Genomic DNA, 15,783 nt, shown 5'->3' with positions numbered 1-15,783 from the left:
CGCCGTGAGATCTGCCCGCGGGGGTCTGAGCCGCCCCGCGCGGTGCAGTTCTCACCAATTGTTCACAGCGGCAACATGGTTCGGTTAAGTGGGCGAGTCATCGTGAAGGTCGCCGGCTTCGCGCTGCCAGCTTCCCGGCATCATCGGGGTGGTGGCACCGGTGCCGAAAGTGTCATCGGCGAGCGTGGTCAGTCCGGCCGGACCGGTAACACTGGATTTCCCTGCGGTACCGGTGAATCCGATGTTTCCCGCGCCGTTGATGGAGGCCGCGGAGGCGGGTTGTTCGGGCGGGGCCGGGGTGGCTTCGGCGTCGGCGGTCATGAACTCGTACCGGTAACCACGGTCTTTGGCCGTCCCGCCGCGACGTTTGCGGGCCTGCGCCCGTCGCTTGTCGACCGCGGCCGCTGTCGCGGCGGCAGCAGCTGATGCCCCGACCGAGCCCGAGGCCTGGGCGGTCGCGCTGTGTCGCATGGTCGGGCCGAATCCGAACCCGGGTCCTGCGCCGGGGACCGCGTACATGCCGGGTTCGGCGCCGGCGGCCATCGGCGCAGGGGACGGCGCCGGGGTGACCGGCGCCGAACCGGGCCCAGGGGCAGCTGTCGTGCCCGCGGCGACCGACGGCGCCGACGGGCCCGGGAGTGCGGCGATTGCGGGGTGCTCGGCCGGTTGGGAGAGGGCCTCGGCCCCTGGGTCGATCGGAACGTCGTAGGCCTGCGCCAACCCGAGCAGCCCGAGCATGCCCAGCATCGCAGGCGAGGCCGCGGCGACGGCAGCGGCGTACAACGGAGTTCCGAGGACGGCGAACACCGCCGTGTAGGCGCCGAGGAAGAACACGTTGATGTAGGTGCTGAACAACAAGGACGGATCGGCGATGATCTCGGCGAGAATCTGAGGGATTCGCCATGGCTCGAGGATGAATTCCCTGAGCTGGTCGTACATCCCGTAGAAATGGTCAGACTGGCCGGCCAGCCAGTTCCCGATCGGATCGTTGGCTTTGACCCACTCGATGAACTCCTCGTAGGAACTGATCACGTCGCTCAAGCGCAGCGACGAGCCGGACTCGGTGGCCCGCGCGAGCGCCGCGGATTGCACCATGGTGGCCGACGCCGAACTGACCGCGGACGCCCCGGGAGCCATCAGCGTCGGTGCCGCGGTGGAGGGCGGTGTGGTGGCCACCGCGACTTCGGTCGCGGCCTGGTAGACCGTCATCGTGGTGGCGGCCTGGACCCACATGCGGACGTAGTCGGCCTCGTTGACGGCGATGGGGACTGTGTTGATCCCGAAAAAGTTCGTTGCCACCAGCACGCCGAGGGTCGTTCGGTTGGCGGCCAACTCGGCCGGCGTCGGCATCGCCGCGAGTGCGGCGGTGTAGGAGGCGGCGGCGGTCTCGATCTGCGCGGCCACCCCGGCGGTGCTCGCGCTGGTCTCGGTCAGCCAGGCCAGATAGGGCAGGTGCGCCGAGGTGTAACGCTCGGCGCTCGGGCCTTCCCAGGCGGCGGCCTGCACGGTGCCTACCAGGGCGGTCAATTCGTTTGCGGCCAAGGAGTATTCGTTGCTCAGCGAGTTCCATGCGCCGGCGGCGGCCAGCAGCGGCCCGGCGCCCGGGCCGCTGCTGAGAAGTGCCGAGTGGATTTCGGGCGGAACGGCCATCCAGACCGGGGCGGTCATCGCGCACCTCGCGAGAAGTCGCGAAGCGGCGTGGCGGGGTTATTTGCTGTGACGGGGTTGGGGTCGCAGATGGTCATCGGTGTTGTCCCGGGTGCGATGCGCGCAGGCGGCCCGGTATCTCCTTTCGATCACTTCGCCCCCCGGTAGCTAAGTTTGGTTAGCATAAGCTAACTTCAGCGGATTTGGGGTATGAATTTCCTATGTCTCGGCGGATCCGTGGTTGTGGGTAGGCGGTCGCTCAGCGACGGTAGGCGGGCAGCTTCTCGGCGAGCTCGTCGAAGACCCGCTGGTTGAGCGCAAAGGCGAGTTTCACCTCGTCGACCACGCGGTCGATCTCCAACGCGTCGAGGTCGAGTCCGTCGAGACGGGCCCGGTAGGCGTCCTTGTACGGTTTCGGCCGCATCGGAAAGTCATAGAATGCAAGACCTTTGGATTCCAGGCCGAACGAACGGCCCAGTATGCGTCCGATGGCCTGGCCGCCGGACAGGTCGCCGAGGTAGCGCGTGTAGTGGTGGGCTACGAGCGCGCCTCCCCATGGGGAGTTGGCGAACCGATCGCAATAGGCACGCACTGCATCCGAATCCACGTCACGATCCGCCTCGGGTGCCCAGTGGGCCAGGTCGGCGTCGATGGCATCCAGCCGCTCGAGGGCCGGGTCGTACACGGCGCTGACCAGTGGGTCCTCACGGTACTCCCGCACGGCGGTCTCCAGCGCGGCGTAGATCGCCCGCAACCGCAGCAGGTAGTCGACGTAACCCTGCTCGTTGACCCGGCCGTTCAGCAGCTCGGTGACGAACGGCGACTGCTCGGCGGCGTCGTGCTGGTCGGTCGAGTCCTGACGCATTGCCACCGAAAGCGATCGGGCGGACGGGGTTGCGACGGCGCTCGGCGGCATACTCGGCTCCACTTGGTAGGGCTCAACTTTGACAGGTTGTCAGCATGATGCTGACAACCTGTCGGAAACCTAACACGGGGCCGACGGGTTCGGGGGCCTACGGATTCGAGAGGCGGGTCACTACTAGGCGGTGGCGCCCAGGGCCCGCAGGACAAACCGTTCGATCGCCTCGACCGGGAGATGCCGGGGCGCCAAGCATGCGTGAATCAACGACACGGTGGCGGGCTCATCGTCGACGACGAACTGTCCGGTGGCCACCCCCTGGGTCAGAATCTCGCGCAGTACGTCTTCGACCGCCACCACGTGGTCGCGGATGGCGAGCATCGTTTCGGTGGTCAATGCGCCGTAGAGCTGCATGCCCATGCCCATGTGAAATTCCTGCCCCGCCTCCAGCTGATGGCGGATGTAGACGCCCAGCCGCCCGACCGGATCGTCGACCTCGGACAGCGCGGCCCGCAACCCGTCGAGGTACCTGGTGGTCTCGTGGGAGGCGAAGGCGATCACCACGGATTCCTTGTCGGGGAAGTGGTGATAGATCGCGGTCCGGCCGATGCCGGCTTCGGCCGCCAGCTTGGCCATCGTGATCGCGTCGAAGCTGTGCTCGGCCATGAGCGTCGCGAACGCCTCGAAGATGCGCTGTTGGACCAGCTCGCGGTGTTCTTCGACCGATGAGGCGCTGATCCTGGGCACGCTCGACTCTAACGCCCGCCACGAAATCCGAAGCTGTCGGTCTGAGAATTTCCGAGTAGGTCACTACTCTATTGCGGCCGCGGCCACCGGACGATGATTCGATCAGTCGACAGGTACCTACGAGCGGGGTGGCGGATGAGGGTGGCGAGCACGGCTGACCGTCGCGGGGCGCATTGCGTTGTCCGCCACATGTGCGGTGGGTGATCGGCATGGACGACGCCGGTGTTGCACTACGGGTACTGGGCCCGTTCCAGGTCTGCAAGTGGGGCAGGCCGATACCGCTGCGATCCGGGGGCAAGGCCGAGAAGCTGCTGAGCAGTTTGGCGATTCGGCACCGTTGCGGGATCGGCCGTGAGGCGCTGATCGAAACGATCTGGCCGGACAGCCCGCCCGAGCTGTCGACGCAGTGCCTGAACACTCTGATTCACGGGCTCAAGACCCAGTTCGCCGATGCGCTCGCCGGCCAAGCGCCCGTGGTCCACCAGCACGGTCACTACGTGCTGAATCTGGACGGCGGGCTGAAGGTCGACTCGCTGGAGTTCGAATCCGCCGTCGATACCGGACATCGCCTGCTCTCGACCGGGGCCACCGAAGCGGCCATCGAGGCGTACGAGCGTGCGGTCAACTTCTACCGCGGGGATCTGTCGTCGGAGTCGGGAATCGCGGGCCTGTTGGAGCGTGAGCGATTGCGTACGGTCTGCCTGGCCACGCTGGCCCGGTTGGCCGACGCCCATTTCGAGCTGGCCAACTACGAGCAGGCGCTGGCCTACGCGGCGCGGCTGCTCGAGGTCGATCCGTGCCGTGAAGATGCGCACCGGATGACGATGCGGGCCTGCGTCCGCATGGGCGCCCGCTCGCAGGCGCTGCGTCAATACTCGGTATGCCGCCGGCTTCTGGCCGATGAGTTCGACGCGGTGCCCGAGCCCGCCACCGAGCAGTTGTTCGCGGTCATCCGCACCGATCCGGGCGCCATCTAGCCCACCTCAGCCACTGCCGCGCATGCCATTTCGGCATGCGCGGCTGTGCTGTGGGCGCCTCCGTCCGCGCCCTCAGTGGAAGCTCAGTCAAACCTCATCGGTGGCTCACCGCCGGGCCGGGAAGTCTCATTCGACGCTGAGTGCGCACGGCTACAACTGAATTGCCAAATCAATTCTATGAGGACATATGACGGAAGGTGAACAGGCCGACAAGCTCTCTGCCACACGTCAGTTCGTCGTCGTGGTGCGTGTCGCCATCGAGGGCAACGGGGAAGTGACGGGTGAGCTCGTCGACCCGATCTCGGAGCAGCGTCGCCGCTTCACCGAGCTCTCCGTTCTGGTCGATGAAGTCCGCAACTGGATTGAGGACGTCGTGGGAAAGGCCATCGATGATCAGCACCACACCGAGTAACGGACCGGTCGGTATGGCCCGTCGCGCCCTCCCGCCCGAGAGCCCCCACCGCGTCGCAGAAACACGCCCACGCCGCACCTCAGCCACGGAACATCAAGCCCCACGGAGGATTTCATGCCTGTTCTAGTTGTCCCAGGAGTGTCCGTCGAGGCCAACTTCGATGTGCTGCCACCGCTACCAGCCGCGGCGGGCATCGTCGGTGTGGTCGGCATCGTCGATCGGCCCCCGGCCACGCCGCGTCTGGTCGGCGTCACCCGCGTCTCCGAACTGCAGGACCTGTGCGGTCCCGGAACCCTGGCCTCGATGCCCGACGCCGTCGCCGCGCTGTCGACCGGGGCCCGGGAGCTGGTGGTCTCGGCGGTGGCCGGTGGCGCCGCCGCCAGGGCCAGCCTCGTCAACTCCGACAACACCCCGGTGGTCCGGTTGCGGGCCAGGGCGGCCGGGGCGTGGGCCAACCAGCTGACCGCCGACGTGCGGACGGTGACCAATGCCACCGGCGCCGTCGTCCGGGTCACGCTGCGGATCCTGCAGAACAACGCCGAAGTGGAACGGTTCGACGATCTGATCGTCGAACCCGGCCAGCCGCTCGACCTCTTCTCGGTCGTCAACTCTCAGTCCAACTACGTGGTGGCGGTCGAACCCGGCTTCGAAGGCGACGATCCCGCGCCCGGGGACTACCCGCTCACCGCCGCGGGCACCGCCGAGGTGGGCCAGGACGGCGCCGCGGGCACGGTCCTCATGGATCTGCGACTGATCCCCGGTGCCAGTGGCGACGGGGTGGTGGTGCGAATCAGTGGGGCCGACGACGAGATCACGCTCGAGGTGTTACGCAACGGCGCCAGGCAGGAGATCTTCGAAGACCTGACGATGGACCCGGATTCGGCGAACCACCTGCCCGCCGTACTGTCCCGGCAGAGCCGGTTCGTCCGTGCGGTGCCGCGCAGTTCCTTACCCGCCGAGGCCCGGTTGCCCAGGGCCACACCGGCGCCGGTCGCCTTCGCCGGCGGATCCTCACCCAACGTCAACGCCTACCGCAACGCCATCGATCTGCTCACCGACGATCCGCGGATCGACCTGGTGATGGCCAGCTTCGACCCCGCACTGGAGACCGCGGATGTGATCGCGATCCACCAGGCTCTGCTCGCACACGCGCTGGTGGCAAGCGATGCCGGTGCACCGCGGATCGCGTTCGGTTCGATCCGTGCTGCCGATGCCGCCGACCTCGACGCGATCCGCGATCACGCAGCCGCGGTGCGTAACCGGCGCTTCGTACTGGTGGCGCCGCCCGGAGCCACCGGTGCGGTCATCGGACTCATCGGCCGCCTGAACCCGGAGATATCGCCCACCTTCTCCTCGGCGCAACTACTCGGAATCCCACCGTCGCGGTACCGCGAGAGTGAGCTGAACGTCCTGCTGGGCCCGGCGGTGAACCTGCTGGTCGTGCAGCAGCGGGCGGGGCGCGGAGTGATCGTCCTCAAGGGCATCAACACGATCGGTGACCAGATCTCGGTCACCCGGGTCGCCGACCGCTGCATCCGGGAGACCAAGGCGATCAGCGAGAACTTCATCGGCCGGCTCAACTCTGCGGACGCGCGAGAAGCCTTGAAGCAGCAGCTGATCGCCACCTTCACCCGACTGGAACGCTCCGGTGCCCTGGTGCCGAGCACCGACGGGTCCGACCCGGCATTCATCGTCGACGTCTACTCGACCCAGCAGGACTTCGCCCAGGGCATCGTCCGCGTCGACATCGCAGTCCGGCCGGTCCGGGCAATCGATTACGTCTACGCAACCATCCGCGTCAAGAACTAGATCGGCCGAGAGGACTCCACCATGCCGACCATCTACGCCGCCTCCGAGAGCACCGTCCTGGTCGACGGTGAGCCCATCGAAGGAGTGCAGGGAATCGACTACCGGACCCGCCATGAGCGCACCAACATCTACGCGCTCGGCAGCACCGAACGCGTCGGTGTCGTCTCGGGTGCCTACGAAGTCCAGGGACGCATCCGCGTCACCTCCGCAAGCGCCAAACTGGATGCGCTCGGTGGTGAGCAAATGTTTCAGATCATCGCCAACCTGCGGCACGGAGACACCGAGGCAACCGTCACCTTCGATGATTGCTGCCTCACCGAGAAAACCTTCGACCTTTCGGTCAACGGTCAGGGCGCGGCGGTCTATGCCTTCAGTGCCGCCCGGATGCGGTAGGGCCGAAGATGGCCGATCCGATCGTTTCGCTCGACCTGGCCGCGTGCCGGGCCTGGGTTGCCGGCGTCGCCGTGGCGGTGCAGCCGCGGCCCGGTGGCGGACTGGTGTTCGGCCAACGCATCATTCGGCCGCTGCGCTTCGGTGAACGGTGGCGACTGCTCGACGCGGCAGTCAACGCGGGCAACCGGATCGGGGCGACGGTGCTGGCCTGCGCCACCGAGGTCGCGTCGACTCCGGAAACCGACACGATCGCCGAAGTTCTGGCCCTGCATCTGGCGGGGGCTCGCCCGGAGCGCAGCACTCCCGGATTCACCGCACAGCTGGCGACGCTGACGGCGGCGGGGTGGGAGCCCCGTGCGGTCTTCGACACCGACGCGGATCTGATCGACCTGCTCACCAGCGAGGTGCCCGGCGGCACCGCTGACGGGTGGACGAGCATCGTGCTCACCGCTGCCGACGGCGGGGCGGGTTCAGCTGCGGAGGCGCTGCGCGTTCTCGAAGGCGAGTTGCTGAGCCGGTTGATGCCGACAGCGGCCGATGTGCCGACAATCGCCTTGGTGCGCAACGAGTTTCGCTCAGCTGCGGACGCTGTCACCGAATCGGTTGTGCCTGTCGACCTTCGACGGCCGGCTGCGGATCCCGCCCCCGCCGGTGTGGCGGCACCGGCCTGCGCCCCGGGTAAGGGCACGGATGCGGCGGCGCCGGCAACAGCCGTTCCGTTTTACATCGAGGCACAAAATCGCTTGGGTGCCAAAAGGTCTGGCGTACCGGGACCCGGGACAACGCCGGCCCCGGGCCCGGCCGTATCGCCGGCGTTCCCGGTTCCCATCCGTGCCGCCCGGTCAGCCGGGTGGCCCGCGGCGAGTTCACCGTTGCCACCGGTTGACGCCCCGGACGTCGACCACCGCGCCGACCCGCACCCGGTGCCACCCTGGCCGGCGGATCAGGGCTCGCACGCGTGGGCGCAACGGCCGGCTTACCGGGCCTCCGTGCCGGCCGCTACCGAAGCGACCGTCGTGCAAAACGAGCGCTCCGCGTCGCGCGCACAGCGGCTCGCCGCCCCGGAAGCCGCCGACATCGACCCGTTCGACACGGCGAATCTCGTTGCCGTGCTGCTGAATGAGGAATCCGACCTGCGAGGTCTGTTGCCATGACCACGCCGGCCGCACCACCTCCGCCGATGCCGCTCGTCGGCGACATCACCCTGAGCTCGGTGCAGCAGATCGACCATGTGATGAGCGCCGGGTTCCAGCGGGTCGCGGTACCCGGTCTGGACGGTGACGTCCTGCAACGGGCGGGCCGCGGATCTCACGGCATCTGGATCCGCGGGCTGCTGTCGGGCGACGCCGCGCTGGCTGACCTGGCCCGACTGCAGAAGCTGGCCGCAGACGGTACGCCGGTGCCGTTTTCCGCCGACATCACCAGTGCATTGGAGCTCGAGCAGGTGGTGGTCACCGACCTGCGGGCGCAGGCTGTCGCCGGCACCACCGGCATGGTCGGCTACGAGCTCTGCCTCGTCGAAAGTCCGCCGCTGCCACCGCCGGCCGAGGTCAGTGGTTTCGGTGGCCTCGACGACTTCGGTGTCGGGGATCTCGGTTTCGACGCCGACATCGTGGGCGATCTCGCCGCCGTGGCCGGCGATGTCGCCGCTGCGGTTGACGCGGTGATGGAGGTGGCCGACCAACTCACCGCATTGGCGGCCATGGCCGACATCGACGTCGGCGGCCCGCTGCAACCGCTGACCAAGGCCGTTTCCGGGGTCAGCGCGGCCGTCGGTACCTATACCGAGGTTTCCAAGTCGCTGAGTCAACTGCTCGGTGGTGGCTGATGTCCGTGCTCAGTTTCGGTGCCACTGCCACGATCGGCTCGTTGCGCTACGACGCCGGAATCGCCCAGGTCCGGATCGTGCAGTCGCTGGGGCCCGGAGTGGGATCGGCCCGCATCAGTCTGCCGCGCGACCTGCGTGCCGACGCGGTACCCGGAGACGAGGTGGAGGTAGCCCTCGTCGGCGAAACCGCAACGCCGTCAACGGTGTTCACCGGGACCGTACTCGCAGTGCGCCGCGGTCTGGACCAGACCACGGTGCACTGCGGCGATGCGTCCGCCGCGTTGGCGGCCGCTCGCAGCGGCAGCACGTTCGAACAGCAGAGGGTCAGCGCGATCATCACCGCACTCGCGGAGGAAGCCGGTGTACGCACCGGATCTGTCGAAGTCGATCTCGACCTGGTTCGCTACACCGCCGACCAGGGCCGCACCGCCTGGGAGCACATCAGCAGACTCGCCGACTGGGCGGGCGCACTGGCCACCACCACCGCTGACGGCTATGTCGAGGTGCGGCCCGCTCCGTCGCCCCCGGCGGCTGTCGCGCTCCGCTACGGCCGGGAGATCGCCGAACTCGGTGTCCTCGTCGCGGCACCCACGCCGGCGTTGGTGTGGACAGGCAACGGGCCGGCCGGCAATGCCTCGGATGCGAGGGCGCCGCTGCAGACCACGGGTACGCTGCCCGAGTCCGCGCCCGGACCTGACACCCACACCATCCGGGTGCCCGCCGCTGCGCTGCGGACCCCGGCCGGCGCCGAATCGGCGGCCAAGTCCTACGGCCGGCGCAACGGTGCGCCACGGCTTCGGGCGGCATGCTGGCTGGTTCCGCAGGTGCGGCCCGGGGTCACCGTTCAGATCACCGATGCGCCGACTCCGCAATCGAGTGGCCCGTGGCTGATTACCCGGGTGACCCATGTGGTGGGTCCGGGACCGGCGGGGCGGACGGCATTGGAAGCGCTGGGCATTACCGGCGCCAGTGGCGGCCTGGCGGATGAGGTGGCCGGGGCCATCGGGAGCCTGCCGTGACCGCCGCGTTGTTCGATTCCGTCAGCCGCATCGCCCGCCATGAGGCCGCAGCCCGCTCGATCGCGGCGATCGGCGTGGTGGTCGACGTGTTCGACGGCACCGCCGAACCTCCCGATCATTCGGTGACCGTCGAGCTTCGCGAAACCGGACTGGTGTTGCCGCGGGTGCCGATCGCGGTGTCCGCCTTGGGACACGCTGCCACCCCTGGCGCCGGGGACCTGGTGGTGGTGGTGTTCGCCGACGGTGACATCAATGCTCCAGTGGTGATCGGCAGCTTGTACCACGCCGACCTGGCCCCGCCCGAGCACGGCGACGGCGACGTGGTTTTCGCGTTGCCCGCCGGCGCGCAGGATCCGGCCTTCCGAGCTGTGCTGCGCGGGGGAGACCCGGCGCTCACCATCACCATGGGCGCTGTGGAGCTCACCGCGGATGACACGAAGCTGCGCGTCAAATCCGGTGATGCGGAGGCCACCGTCGATTCGGCGGGCGGCGGCCGCATCGAACTGACCATCGGCGATGCCAGCCTCACGGTCACCGGGCGCGGCGACATCGTCTTCAAAACGTCCGGGAAACTGAGCTTGCGGGCCACCGACATCGAGATCAAAGGCGATGGCGCGGTGACCATTTCAGCGCCTCAAGTGAAGGTGAACTGATGGGACAGCCAGCAGCCAACGGGGCCGCCGCGGTGGTGGCGACCGATACCCACATCGTGATGGTGCCGACACCGGGCGGGCCCGTCCCGACACCGTTGCCGCATCCGTTCACCGGGCGATTGTCCGCCGGCCTCGTCAACACCGTGCTCATCGCGGGCCAACCGGCCGCAGTCCTCGGCTCCATCGCCGCCAACCAGCCACCACACCTGCCCACGCCGCCCGGGGTCGCATTCCAGATACCGCCGGCCAATACCGGCACCGTTCACCTGGGCAGTACCGGGGTGCGCATCGGCGGGCAGCCGGCCGCCCGCAACGGCGATCCCGTTCGCACCTGCAATGACCCCGTCGAGGCGCCGGTCGGCCAGATCGTCGCCACCGTCCCCAATGTGCTGATCGGCTGATGCGATGACCACCACCGAATCCGTGCTCGGCACCGACCTGCGGGTCGTGGCCGGACCACCCGGAATGGCGGCTCACGATGCCGCCGGGCTCGACCTGCGCAGCCGTCCGACTCCCGTGCAACACGCGGCGCCGCGGCCGAGTTTCGCGGCGGTCAAACCCTCCACAGCCGCATCACAGGGGTGGCAACCGGAACCAGACGGGGTCACGGAATTGAGCGATCTGGACACGGTGAGCGGACGTGAGAACCTGGCGCAGGCGATGATTCTGCGCCTACTCACCCCCAAAGGTGCGCTGGCCGAGTTGGGGCATGCCGGATACGGGTCGCGGCTCGCCGAGCTGATCGGACAACGCAAGTCCGAAGCCCTGCGGGGATTGTGCCGCGCATACATTCTCGAGACCGTCCGTGAGGAACCTCGCGTCCAGGACAAGCCGTTGGCCGTGGAATTCGACCCGGCACGAGAGCATCTCGATGACTTCGTCGTAGAGATCACGGTGGTGCCCACTGCCGGTGGCGACCCCGTCACACTCGATCTGGAGGTCGCATTGTGAGCGACCTGGAATACACCCCGCGGCCGTACCCGCACATCGTCCGAGATCTGCTGACCACTCTCACCGGCGGGACGGTGCGCGAAGCGGTGACCGCCCCGGTGGCCGGGCCACTGCAGCTGAACCAGTTGGCATCCCGCCCGATCCGGCGCATCTCGCATCTCGAAGGGGTCACCGACGTCGCCGGAACCCCGGTGCCGGTGCGGTTCACCAACGCCGACTTCGACTTGGCCGACGCCGACAACGACGGCTTACCCGACGTCGTCGTGTTTCGGGACAACGGCCGCAAGCCGATTCCGGGAACCACCCTCACGGTGAACTACTATCCGACGCAGATCGCCCGGCCGGTGCCGCTGACCGACCTCAACGTCGGCTCGGTGGCACGCACCGTGCTGGAGACGTTTGCTCGCGAAATCGCCCAGGACGAGCAGTATCTCAACCTCATCTACCGTTCGGCGTTCCTGGACACCGCCGAAGGGTCCGGTCTGGACAAAGTGGTGGCACTCATCGGCGTCACTCGGTTGCCCGCGCGCCATCCGCTCGTCGAGGTGCGGTTCAGCCGCAATGCGACAACGGGCGGCAAGATCACCATCCCCACGGGCACCGTCGTCACCGATGCGGCGACCCCACCCGCGCGTTACCGCACGGTTGCCGACCTCACCCTCGAAGCAGGCGAACAGTCCCGCAGCGTGCTGGCCGCGGGAGCCACGGTCGACACCGCGATGGTCGCCGCCGGTGCCCTGGACCGGTTGGAGACCACCATCGGCGGCATCTCGACCGCAAGCAATCCCGCCGCGGCATACCGAGAGTCGGCGGCCGAGTCCGATGACGCGCTGCGCGTACGGGCCAGGGGAGCGCTGCACGGAAGCGTGTGCGGCACGCTGGACGCTCTGCGCTTCGGCATCTTGTCGATCCCCGGTGTCAAGGCGGTGGAACTCACCGAGTGGCCAGACGGCCAGGCCGGTGTCGTGCGCGCCGCTGTCGCCTACGTCCGTCCCGACCCGGCGGTCGAGAAAGAGGTTCGCCGCCGTATCGACGAGTTACGGCCGGCCGGAATCCGAGTCGATACCCGCACGGCAGGACGGCGTTCCGTACGGGTCAGCGTCGCGCTGGTGCTGGGTGGGACCGGGGTCGGCGGCGCCGAACTGGACCGGGTGACCGATGGTGTCGAGGAACGCGTCGCGGCCAAGCTCGCCGCGCTGGAACCCGGGGCGCTGATCCGACCCGCGGCGCTCAGCGCGGCCGCGCTGGCCGATCCGTTGATCGCCGACGCCGCGATCACCCTGAGCGACCCGTCCGCGCCCGGCGGGCCGGTAGTCCTGCAGCCCGGCGAAGTGCTCGATGTGTTGCGCCCCTTCGAGTTTCCGACACCGCAGGCCGAACGCACCCCGACCGGTGTCGTGGCAACCAGCGGTGAGGTCGACCTGGTCCTGCCAGTGCAGTTGCAGACCGGCGTCACGCTCGACGATGCGACGACCGCGATCCGGCTGGCGGTCGAGGCCTACCTGGCCACGCTCGGCACCGGTGCCTCGCTGACGCTGGTCGCGGTGGCGTCGGCGTTGCAGTCCAGCCCGCTGTTCGGTCTGGTCCGCGAGCAGGCCCGCATCGTGGTCGAGTCGGCGGGACGGTTCGTCCAACTGCTCGACGGACAGGGCAGCTACACCGTGGCCGCGGGTGAGCAGTTGCGGCAGCGGACCCTGGATGTCTACGAGGTCGTGTCATGACCTCGCACGCCGACGCCATTGCCGCTCGCCTGCCCACGCTGTACCGCGACGGGGAGTTGGTCAGGGGGCTGGCCGAAGTGGCCGGGCTGCAATTGGACGTCATCGACGAGATCGCACGGATCATCCAGCGCGCACACTGGTTTGACACCACAGTCGAGCTGTCGGAGGCCGCCGCCCTTGGTGCGTTGCTGGACATCCCGCCGCAACCCTGGCAGGGCCTGAACGAGTACCGCGCCTGGCTGCACGCGTTGCGCACCGCGAGGCTGGAGCACGGCGCCGTGAGCGTTCCCGCTCTCATGGCGTTCACGCGGCTGTATACCGAGGATTTCGAGCGGGCCAATGCGATCGACGTGCTACCGCCGTTCGGTGCCTGGGCGACCGAGTTCACCCGCGGCGGGCACGCGTTCATCGAGAACCAGCCGCAGCTGCGCACGATGCGACTCGGTGGACCCGGGTCGGCCGAACCGCTGACCCGGCAGGTCTGCCACGGCGGCTTGGATTCCGCTGCGCTGTCGGTGCTGTACGTCGGAGGCCGGCACAGTGAATACGTTCCCGTCCTCGTCAACGCCACCACGGGCGAGGGCCTGGCCTTCCTCGGTGAGTTGCGCCTCGGCGATCGGTTGTGGCTGCAGGCTCGCCCCGACGGTTCGATCACCGCGCAGCTCAACCGATCCGACGCCACCGCCCAGCTGCACGGCATTCGCCAGGTGGTTGCCGGTACCCCGTGGACGCCGGCCGATGTGGGCGCGCCACGAGCCTTGACCCTGCGGCCCGGGCCCAACGATCTGTGGTTTCTGCCGGTCGCCCACTTCGACGCCCCCGGACTCGACCGAGCGCTGCTTGCGCTGGCCGGGCTGGATCTCTCCGAGGGGCGTTGGGACACATCACATTTCGATCACGCCCTGTTCTATCTCGACCCGGCCGCCTACCTGGATCTGAGCTGGTTCGAGCGCCGTCCCGCCACGATTCGGCTCGACTTGGACGCCGCCGCTCTGGTCAGTGACACCGGTCGCCTCGAGGCCGCCCTCGAGGCACGCGAGCAGCTGTGCGGATCGGTCGGTACCGGTATCCGTGAACTGGCCGCTGCCGGGGTGAACGCCGAGGCGCGGTTCCGGCCGCTGCACGACAGCCAACGTCAACTCGATCACCTGGCCGGGATCAGCGGGCTGGCGCAACACGAAATCGGCACCGTCGGCATCGACCGGCTGACCGACTCCGGCGGCCTGTTCGGCGTCACGGCATATGACGACAGCACCTACGGATAGGGACAGGAGACGACATGCGAGCGCAGTTGAGGATCGAACTCGTCGACCGCTACGGGAGCGTGTTACAGGCGCGCGAAGCCCACAACACGGTGTTGCGCACCGGCGGCCAGCTGATCGCGGAGTTGTTCACCGGTGCCGGCGCCCCGATCACCCACATGGCGGTCGGCACCAGTGATGCCGACCCCACTGCCGTCGCGGTGGCGGCGCTCGGAAACGACGACGGCACCGGCCAACCGGGAATCACCGGCGACACCGTCGCGGCGATTCCTGCCGAGGCGTTCACCACCTCGGTCGACGAGACGAGAAGTCGGGTTCTGGTCAAGGTGCGGGCCACCCTGCCCAACGCGGCCGGGGTCGGAACGCTTCGTGAGGCCGCTCTGATGTCCCGGCGGGCAGGTGGTGACGTGCTCTACAACCGGGTCGTCTTCCCGCCGGTTACCAAGGCGGCCGACCACGACCTGACCTTGTTCTGGGAGGTCGAATTCCCGTTCGGAGACCTGCAGTGGCTGGCCCGCTGAGGGCCGCGCCGAGACAAAGGAGACGCTGATGCCAGTCGCCAAGAGCAGCCTCAGCATCAGGCTGCAAAACTATCCGCCGGCCAACCGGGATGCCGTGGTCACACTGACCAATCCGGTCACCGGCCAAACGCTGGAACGCAAACCGTTCCTGGACGGCACCCTGCTGGTCCGCGACCTCGATCCGGGTCAGTGGCAGATCGCGGTCAAACACCCCAACGTGATATCGCCGTTGTTCACCGGCGTGGTCACCACGTTGCCGGTGCCACTACCGACCTTCGTCCCGATCCCGATCCGGCCCGATGACTTCCGGGACACCCCGATCCAGGATGTGCCGGATGCCGACCTGGGACCTGTTCAGCAGACGGTGACCGCGGCCCGCACGAGCGCGACGGCGGTCGGTGGGAAGGCGCCGGGGGAAGCGATCCGCGCCGGCGACTGGAATCAGTTGGTGAATGCGGTGGCGGATGTGGCCGGGGCAGTGCTCGAGCTGACCGCGCTGGTCAGCCCGCGTGGACATGACCACCCCGAGATCGCCGCCAAGATCGATGAGGTGCAGGGCAACCTGCGCCGGTTCATCACCTCGTTCGGCAACAGCATGCTCGAGCTGCGGCGCGACATCGAAAGCCAGAACCTGCGCCGGATCACCACCAAGGTGCTCGACGTCGGGGGAGTCGTCGGCGCCGACCGCGACCGGATCCTGGCACGGGTCGACGACCTCGAATTGGCCCGGCAGAGCAGCACTTTGGAGTATTCGCAGAAGCTGGCCGATGCGGGCGCGGTGCTGTCGGCCGAGGTGCAGCACATCGCTCAGGCACAGGGCGCCGATGCCGACGCGTTCCTGAACAACGACAACGTCAAGACCATGGTCGGTATCACGCAGGCCTTCGCCGCCGGCGGTGGCGCCCTGAGCGCCGACCAGGAACTCGACACCTATCGGCGTACCAGCCTGCTGCAGCGCACCACCAAGCTCGGGGGGAGCTAGGC

Annotated in this window: 17 protein-coding genes; 14 read left to right on the top strand and 3 right to left on the bottom strand. The window is 68.2% G+C overall.

The genetic code is table 11. The features are described from left to right. Nucleotides 1–84: 84 nt before the first annotated feature. From K6L26_RS19025 to K6L26_RS19015, 3 genes are all read right to left on the bottom strand, one after another. Nucleotides 85–1,668 (bottom strand): PPE family protein, encoded by a 1,584-nt coding sequence (locus K6L26_RS19025; protein WP_221851190.1) that lies wholly within the window; start codon nt 1,666–1,668, stop codon nt 85–87. Nucleotides 1,669–1,906: 238 nt separating this feature from the next. After that, nucleotides 1,907–2,563 (bottom strand): biliverdin-producing heme oxygenase, encoded by a 657-nt coding sequence (locus K6L26_RS19020; RefSeq protein ID WP_221851188.1) that lies wholly within the window; start codon nt 2,561–2,563, stop codon nt 1,907–1,909. A 123-nt stretch (nt 2,564–2,686) separates the two neighbouring features. Then, nucleotides 2,687–3,253, bottom strand: a complete 567-nt coding sequence (locus K6L26_RS19015; protein ID WP_221851186.1) for a TetR/AcrR family transcriptional regulator — start codon at nt 3,251–3,253, stop codon at nt 2,687–2,689. Between the two features lie 209 nt (nt 3,254–3,462). Between K6L26_RS19015 and K6L26_RS19010 the strand changes: the two genes are divergently transcribed. From K6L26_RS19010 to K6L26_RS18945, 14 genes are all read left to right on the top strand, one after another. Then, complete coding sequence (locus K6L26_RS19010) at nt 3,463–4,230, top strand: AfsR/SARP family transcriptional regulator (RefSeq protein WP_131805791.1); 768 nt, start codon at nt 3,463–3,465, stop codon at nt 4,228–4,230. A gap of 187 nt (nt 4,231–4,417) precedes the next feature. Further along, the gene (locus K6L26_RS19005; RefSeq protein ID WP_019342859.1) at nt 4,418–4,642 is read left to right on the top strand and encodes a hypothetical protein; all 225 of its coding nucleotides are present in this window, start codon (nt 4,418–4,420) and stop codon (nt 4,640–4,642) included. Between the two features lie 114 nt (nt 4,643–4,756). After that, nucleotides 4,757–6,451 (top strand): phage tail sheath C-terminal domain-containing protein, encoded by a 1,695-nt coding sequence (locus K6L26_RS19000; RefSeq protein WP_221851184.1) that lies wholly within the window; start codon nt 4,757–4,759, stop codon nt 6,449–6,451. A gap of 21 nt (nt 6,452–6,472) precedes the next feature. Further along, nucleotides 6,473–6,844: a hypothetical protein gene (locus K6L26_RS18995; protein WP_019342861.1), complete on the top strand. Its 372-nt coding sequence runs from the start codon at nt 6,473–6,475 to the stop codon at nt 6,842–6,844. A gap of 8 nt (nt 6,845–6,852) precedes the next feature. Further along, a complete protein-coding gene (locus K6L26_RS18990; RefSeq protein ID WP_064894393.1) occupies nt 6,853–7,998 on the top strand; it encodes a hypothetical protein in 1,146 nt (381 codons plus the stop codon). Continuing rightward, the gene (locus tag K6L26_RS18985) at nt 7,995–8,672 is read left to right on the top strand and encodes a hypothetical protein (protein WP_064894392.1); all 678 of its coding nucleotides are present in this window, start codon (nt 7,995–7,997) and stop codon (nt 8,670–8,672) included. The genes K6L26_RS18990 and K6L26_RS18985 overlap by 4 nt, the downstream gene beginning before the upstream one ends. Continuing rightward, complete coding sequence (locus K6L26_RS18980) at nt 8,672–9,691, top strand: hypothetical protein (RefSeq protein WP_221851182.1); 1,020 nt, start codon at nt 8,672–8,674, stop codon at nt 9,689–9,691. The genes K6L26_RS18985 and K6L26_RS18980 overlap by 1 nt, the downstream gene beginning before the upstream one ends. After that, nucleotides 9,688–10,344 (top strand): phage baseplate assembly protein V, encoded by a 657-nt coding sequence (locus tag K6L26_RS18975; RefSeq protein WP_019342865.1) that lies wholly within the window; start codon nt 9,688–9,690, stop codon nt 10,342–10,344. The genes K6L26_RS18980 and K6L26_RS18975 overlap by 4 nt, the downstream gene beginning before the upstream one ends. Then, nucleotides 10,344–10,745 carry a PAAR domain-containing protein gene (locus K6L26_RS18970; protein ID WP_019342866.1) on the top strand — a complete coding sequence of 134 codons (402 nt, stop codon included), beginning with the start codon at nt 10,344–10,346 and terminating at the stop codon, nt 10,743–10,745. The genes K6L26_RS18975 and K6L26_RS18970 overlap by 1 nt, the downstream gene beginning before the upstream one ends. A gap of 4 nt (nt 10,746–10,749) precedes the next feature. Further along, the gene (locus tag K6L26_RS18965; protein WP_052773228.1) at nt 10,750–11,295 is read left to right on the top strand and encodes a GPW/gp25 family protein; all 546 of its coding nucleotides are present in this window, start codon (nt 10,750–10,752) and stop codon (nt 11,293–11,295) included. Then, nucleotides 11,292–13,016 (top strand): baseplate J/gp47 family protein, encoded by a 1,725-nt coding sequence (locus K6L26_RS18960; protein ID WP_221851181.1) that lies wholly within the window; start codon nt 11,292–11,294, stop codon nt 13,014–13,016. Before K6L26_RS18965 ends, K6L26_RS18960 begins: the two co-directional genes overlap by 4 nt. Continuing rightward, a complete protein-coding gene (locus K6L26_RS18955) occupies nt 13,013–14,281 on the top strand; it encodes a hypothetical protein (RefSeq protein WP_076212477.1) in 1,269 nt (422 codons plus the stop codon). The genes K6L26_RS18960 and K6L26_RS18955 overlap by 4 nt, the downstream gene beginning before the upstream one ends. Nucleotides 14,282–14,295: 14 nt before the next feature. Then, nucleotides 14,296–14,799, top strand: a complete 504-nt coding sequence (locus K6L26_RS18950; RefSeq protein WP_221851179.1) for a hypothetical protein — start codon at nt 14,296–14,298, stop codon at nt 14,797–14,799. Between the two features lie 28 nt (nt 14,800–14,827). Further along, nucleotides 14,828–15,781 carry a hypothetical protein gene (locus K6L26_RS18945; RefSeq protein ID WP_076212476.1) on the top strand — a complete coding sequence of 318 codons (954 nt, stop codon included), beginning with the start codon at nt 14,828–14,830 and terminating at the stop codon, nt 15,779–15,781. Nucleotides 15,782–15,783 lie beyond the last annotated feature (2 nt).

The organism is Mycobacterium farcinogenes, from assembly GCF_019739075.1.
GTDB classification, from domain to species: Bacteria; Actinomycetota; Actinomycetes; order Mycobacteriales; family Mycobacteriaceae; genus Mycobacterium; species Mycobacterium senegalense.
Note: the sequence above shows the minus strand (reverse complement) of the source record. Positions and strands in the feature narration are given on the sequence as shown.

Bases quoted from the DNA above. Each gene is read 5' to 3' on its own strand.
- K6L26_RS19025 (WP_221851190.1), bottom strand. From the start codon at position 1,668: ATGACCGCCCCGGTCTGGATGGCCGTTCCGCCCGAAATCCACTCGGCA.
- K6L26_RS19020 (WP_221851188.1), bottom strand. From the start codon at position 2,563: ATGCCGCCGAGCGCCGTCGCAACCCCGTCCGCCCGATCGCTTTCGGTG.
- K6L26_RS19010 (WP_131805791.1), top strand. From the start codon at position 3,463: ATGGACGACGCCGGTGTTGCACTACGGGTACTGGGCCCGTTCCAGGTC.
- K6L26_RS19005 (WP_019342859.1), top strand. From the start codon at position 4,418: ATGACGGAAGGTGAACAGGCCGACAAGCTCTCTGCCACACGTCAGTTC.
- K6L26_RS19000 (WP_221851184.1), top strand. From the start codon at position 4,757: ATGCCTGTTCTAGTTGTCCCAGGAGTGTCCGTCGAGGCCAACTTCGAT.
- K6L26_RS18995 (WP_019342861.1), top strand. From the start codon at position 6,473: ATGCCGACCATCTACGCCGCCTCCGAGAGCACCGTCCTGGTCGACGGT.
- K6L26_RS18990 (WP_064894393.1), top strand. From the start codon at position 6,853: ATGGCCGATCCGATCGTTTCGCTCGACCTGGCCGCGTGCCGGGCCTGG.
- K6L26_RS18985 (WP_064894392.1), top strand. From the start codon at position 7,995: ATGACCACGCCGGCCGCACCACCTCCGCCGATGCCGCTCGTCGGCGAC.
- K6L26_RS18980 (WP_221851182.1), top strand. From the start codon at position 8,672: ATGTCCGTGCTCAGTTTCGGTGCCACTGCCACGATCGGCTCGTTGCGC.
- K6L26_RS18970 (WP_019342866.1), top strand. From the start codon at position 10,344: ATGGGACAGCCAGCAGCCAACGGGGCCGCCGCGGTGGTGGCGACCGAT.
- K6L26_RS18965 (WP_052773228.1), top strand. From the start codon at position 10,750: ATGACCACCACCGAATCCGTGCTCGGCACCGACCTGCGGGTCGTGGCC.
- K6L26_RS18955 (WP_076212477.1), top strand. From the start codon at position 13,013: ATGACCTCGCACGCCGACGCCATTGCCGCTCGCCTGCCCACGCTGTAC.
- K6L26_RS18950 (WP_221851179.1), top strand. From the start codon at position 14,296: ATGCGAGCGCAGTTGAGGATCGAACTCGTCGACCGCTACGGGAGCGTG.
- K6L26_RS18945 (WP_076212476.1), top strand. From the start codon at position 14,828: ATGCCAGTCGCCAAGAGCAGCCTCAGCATCAGGCTGCAAAACTATCCG.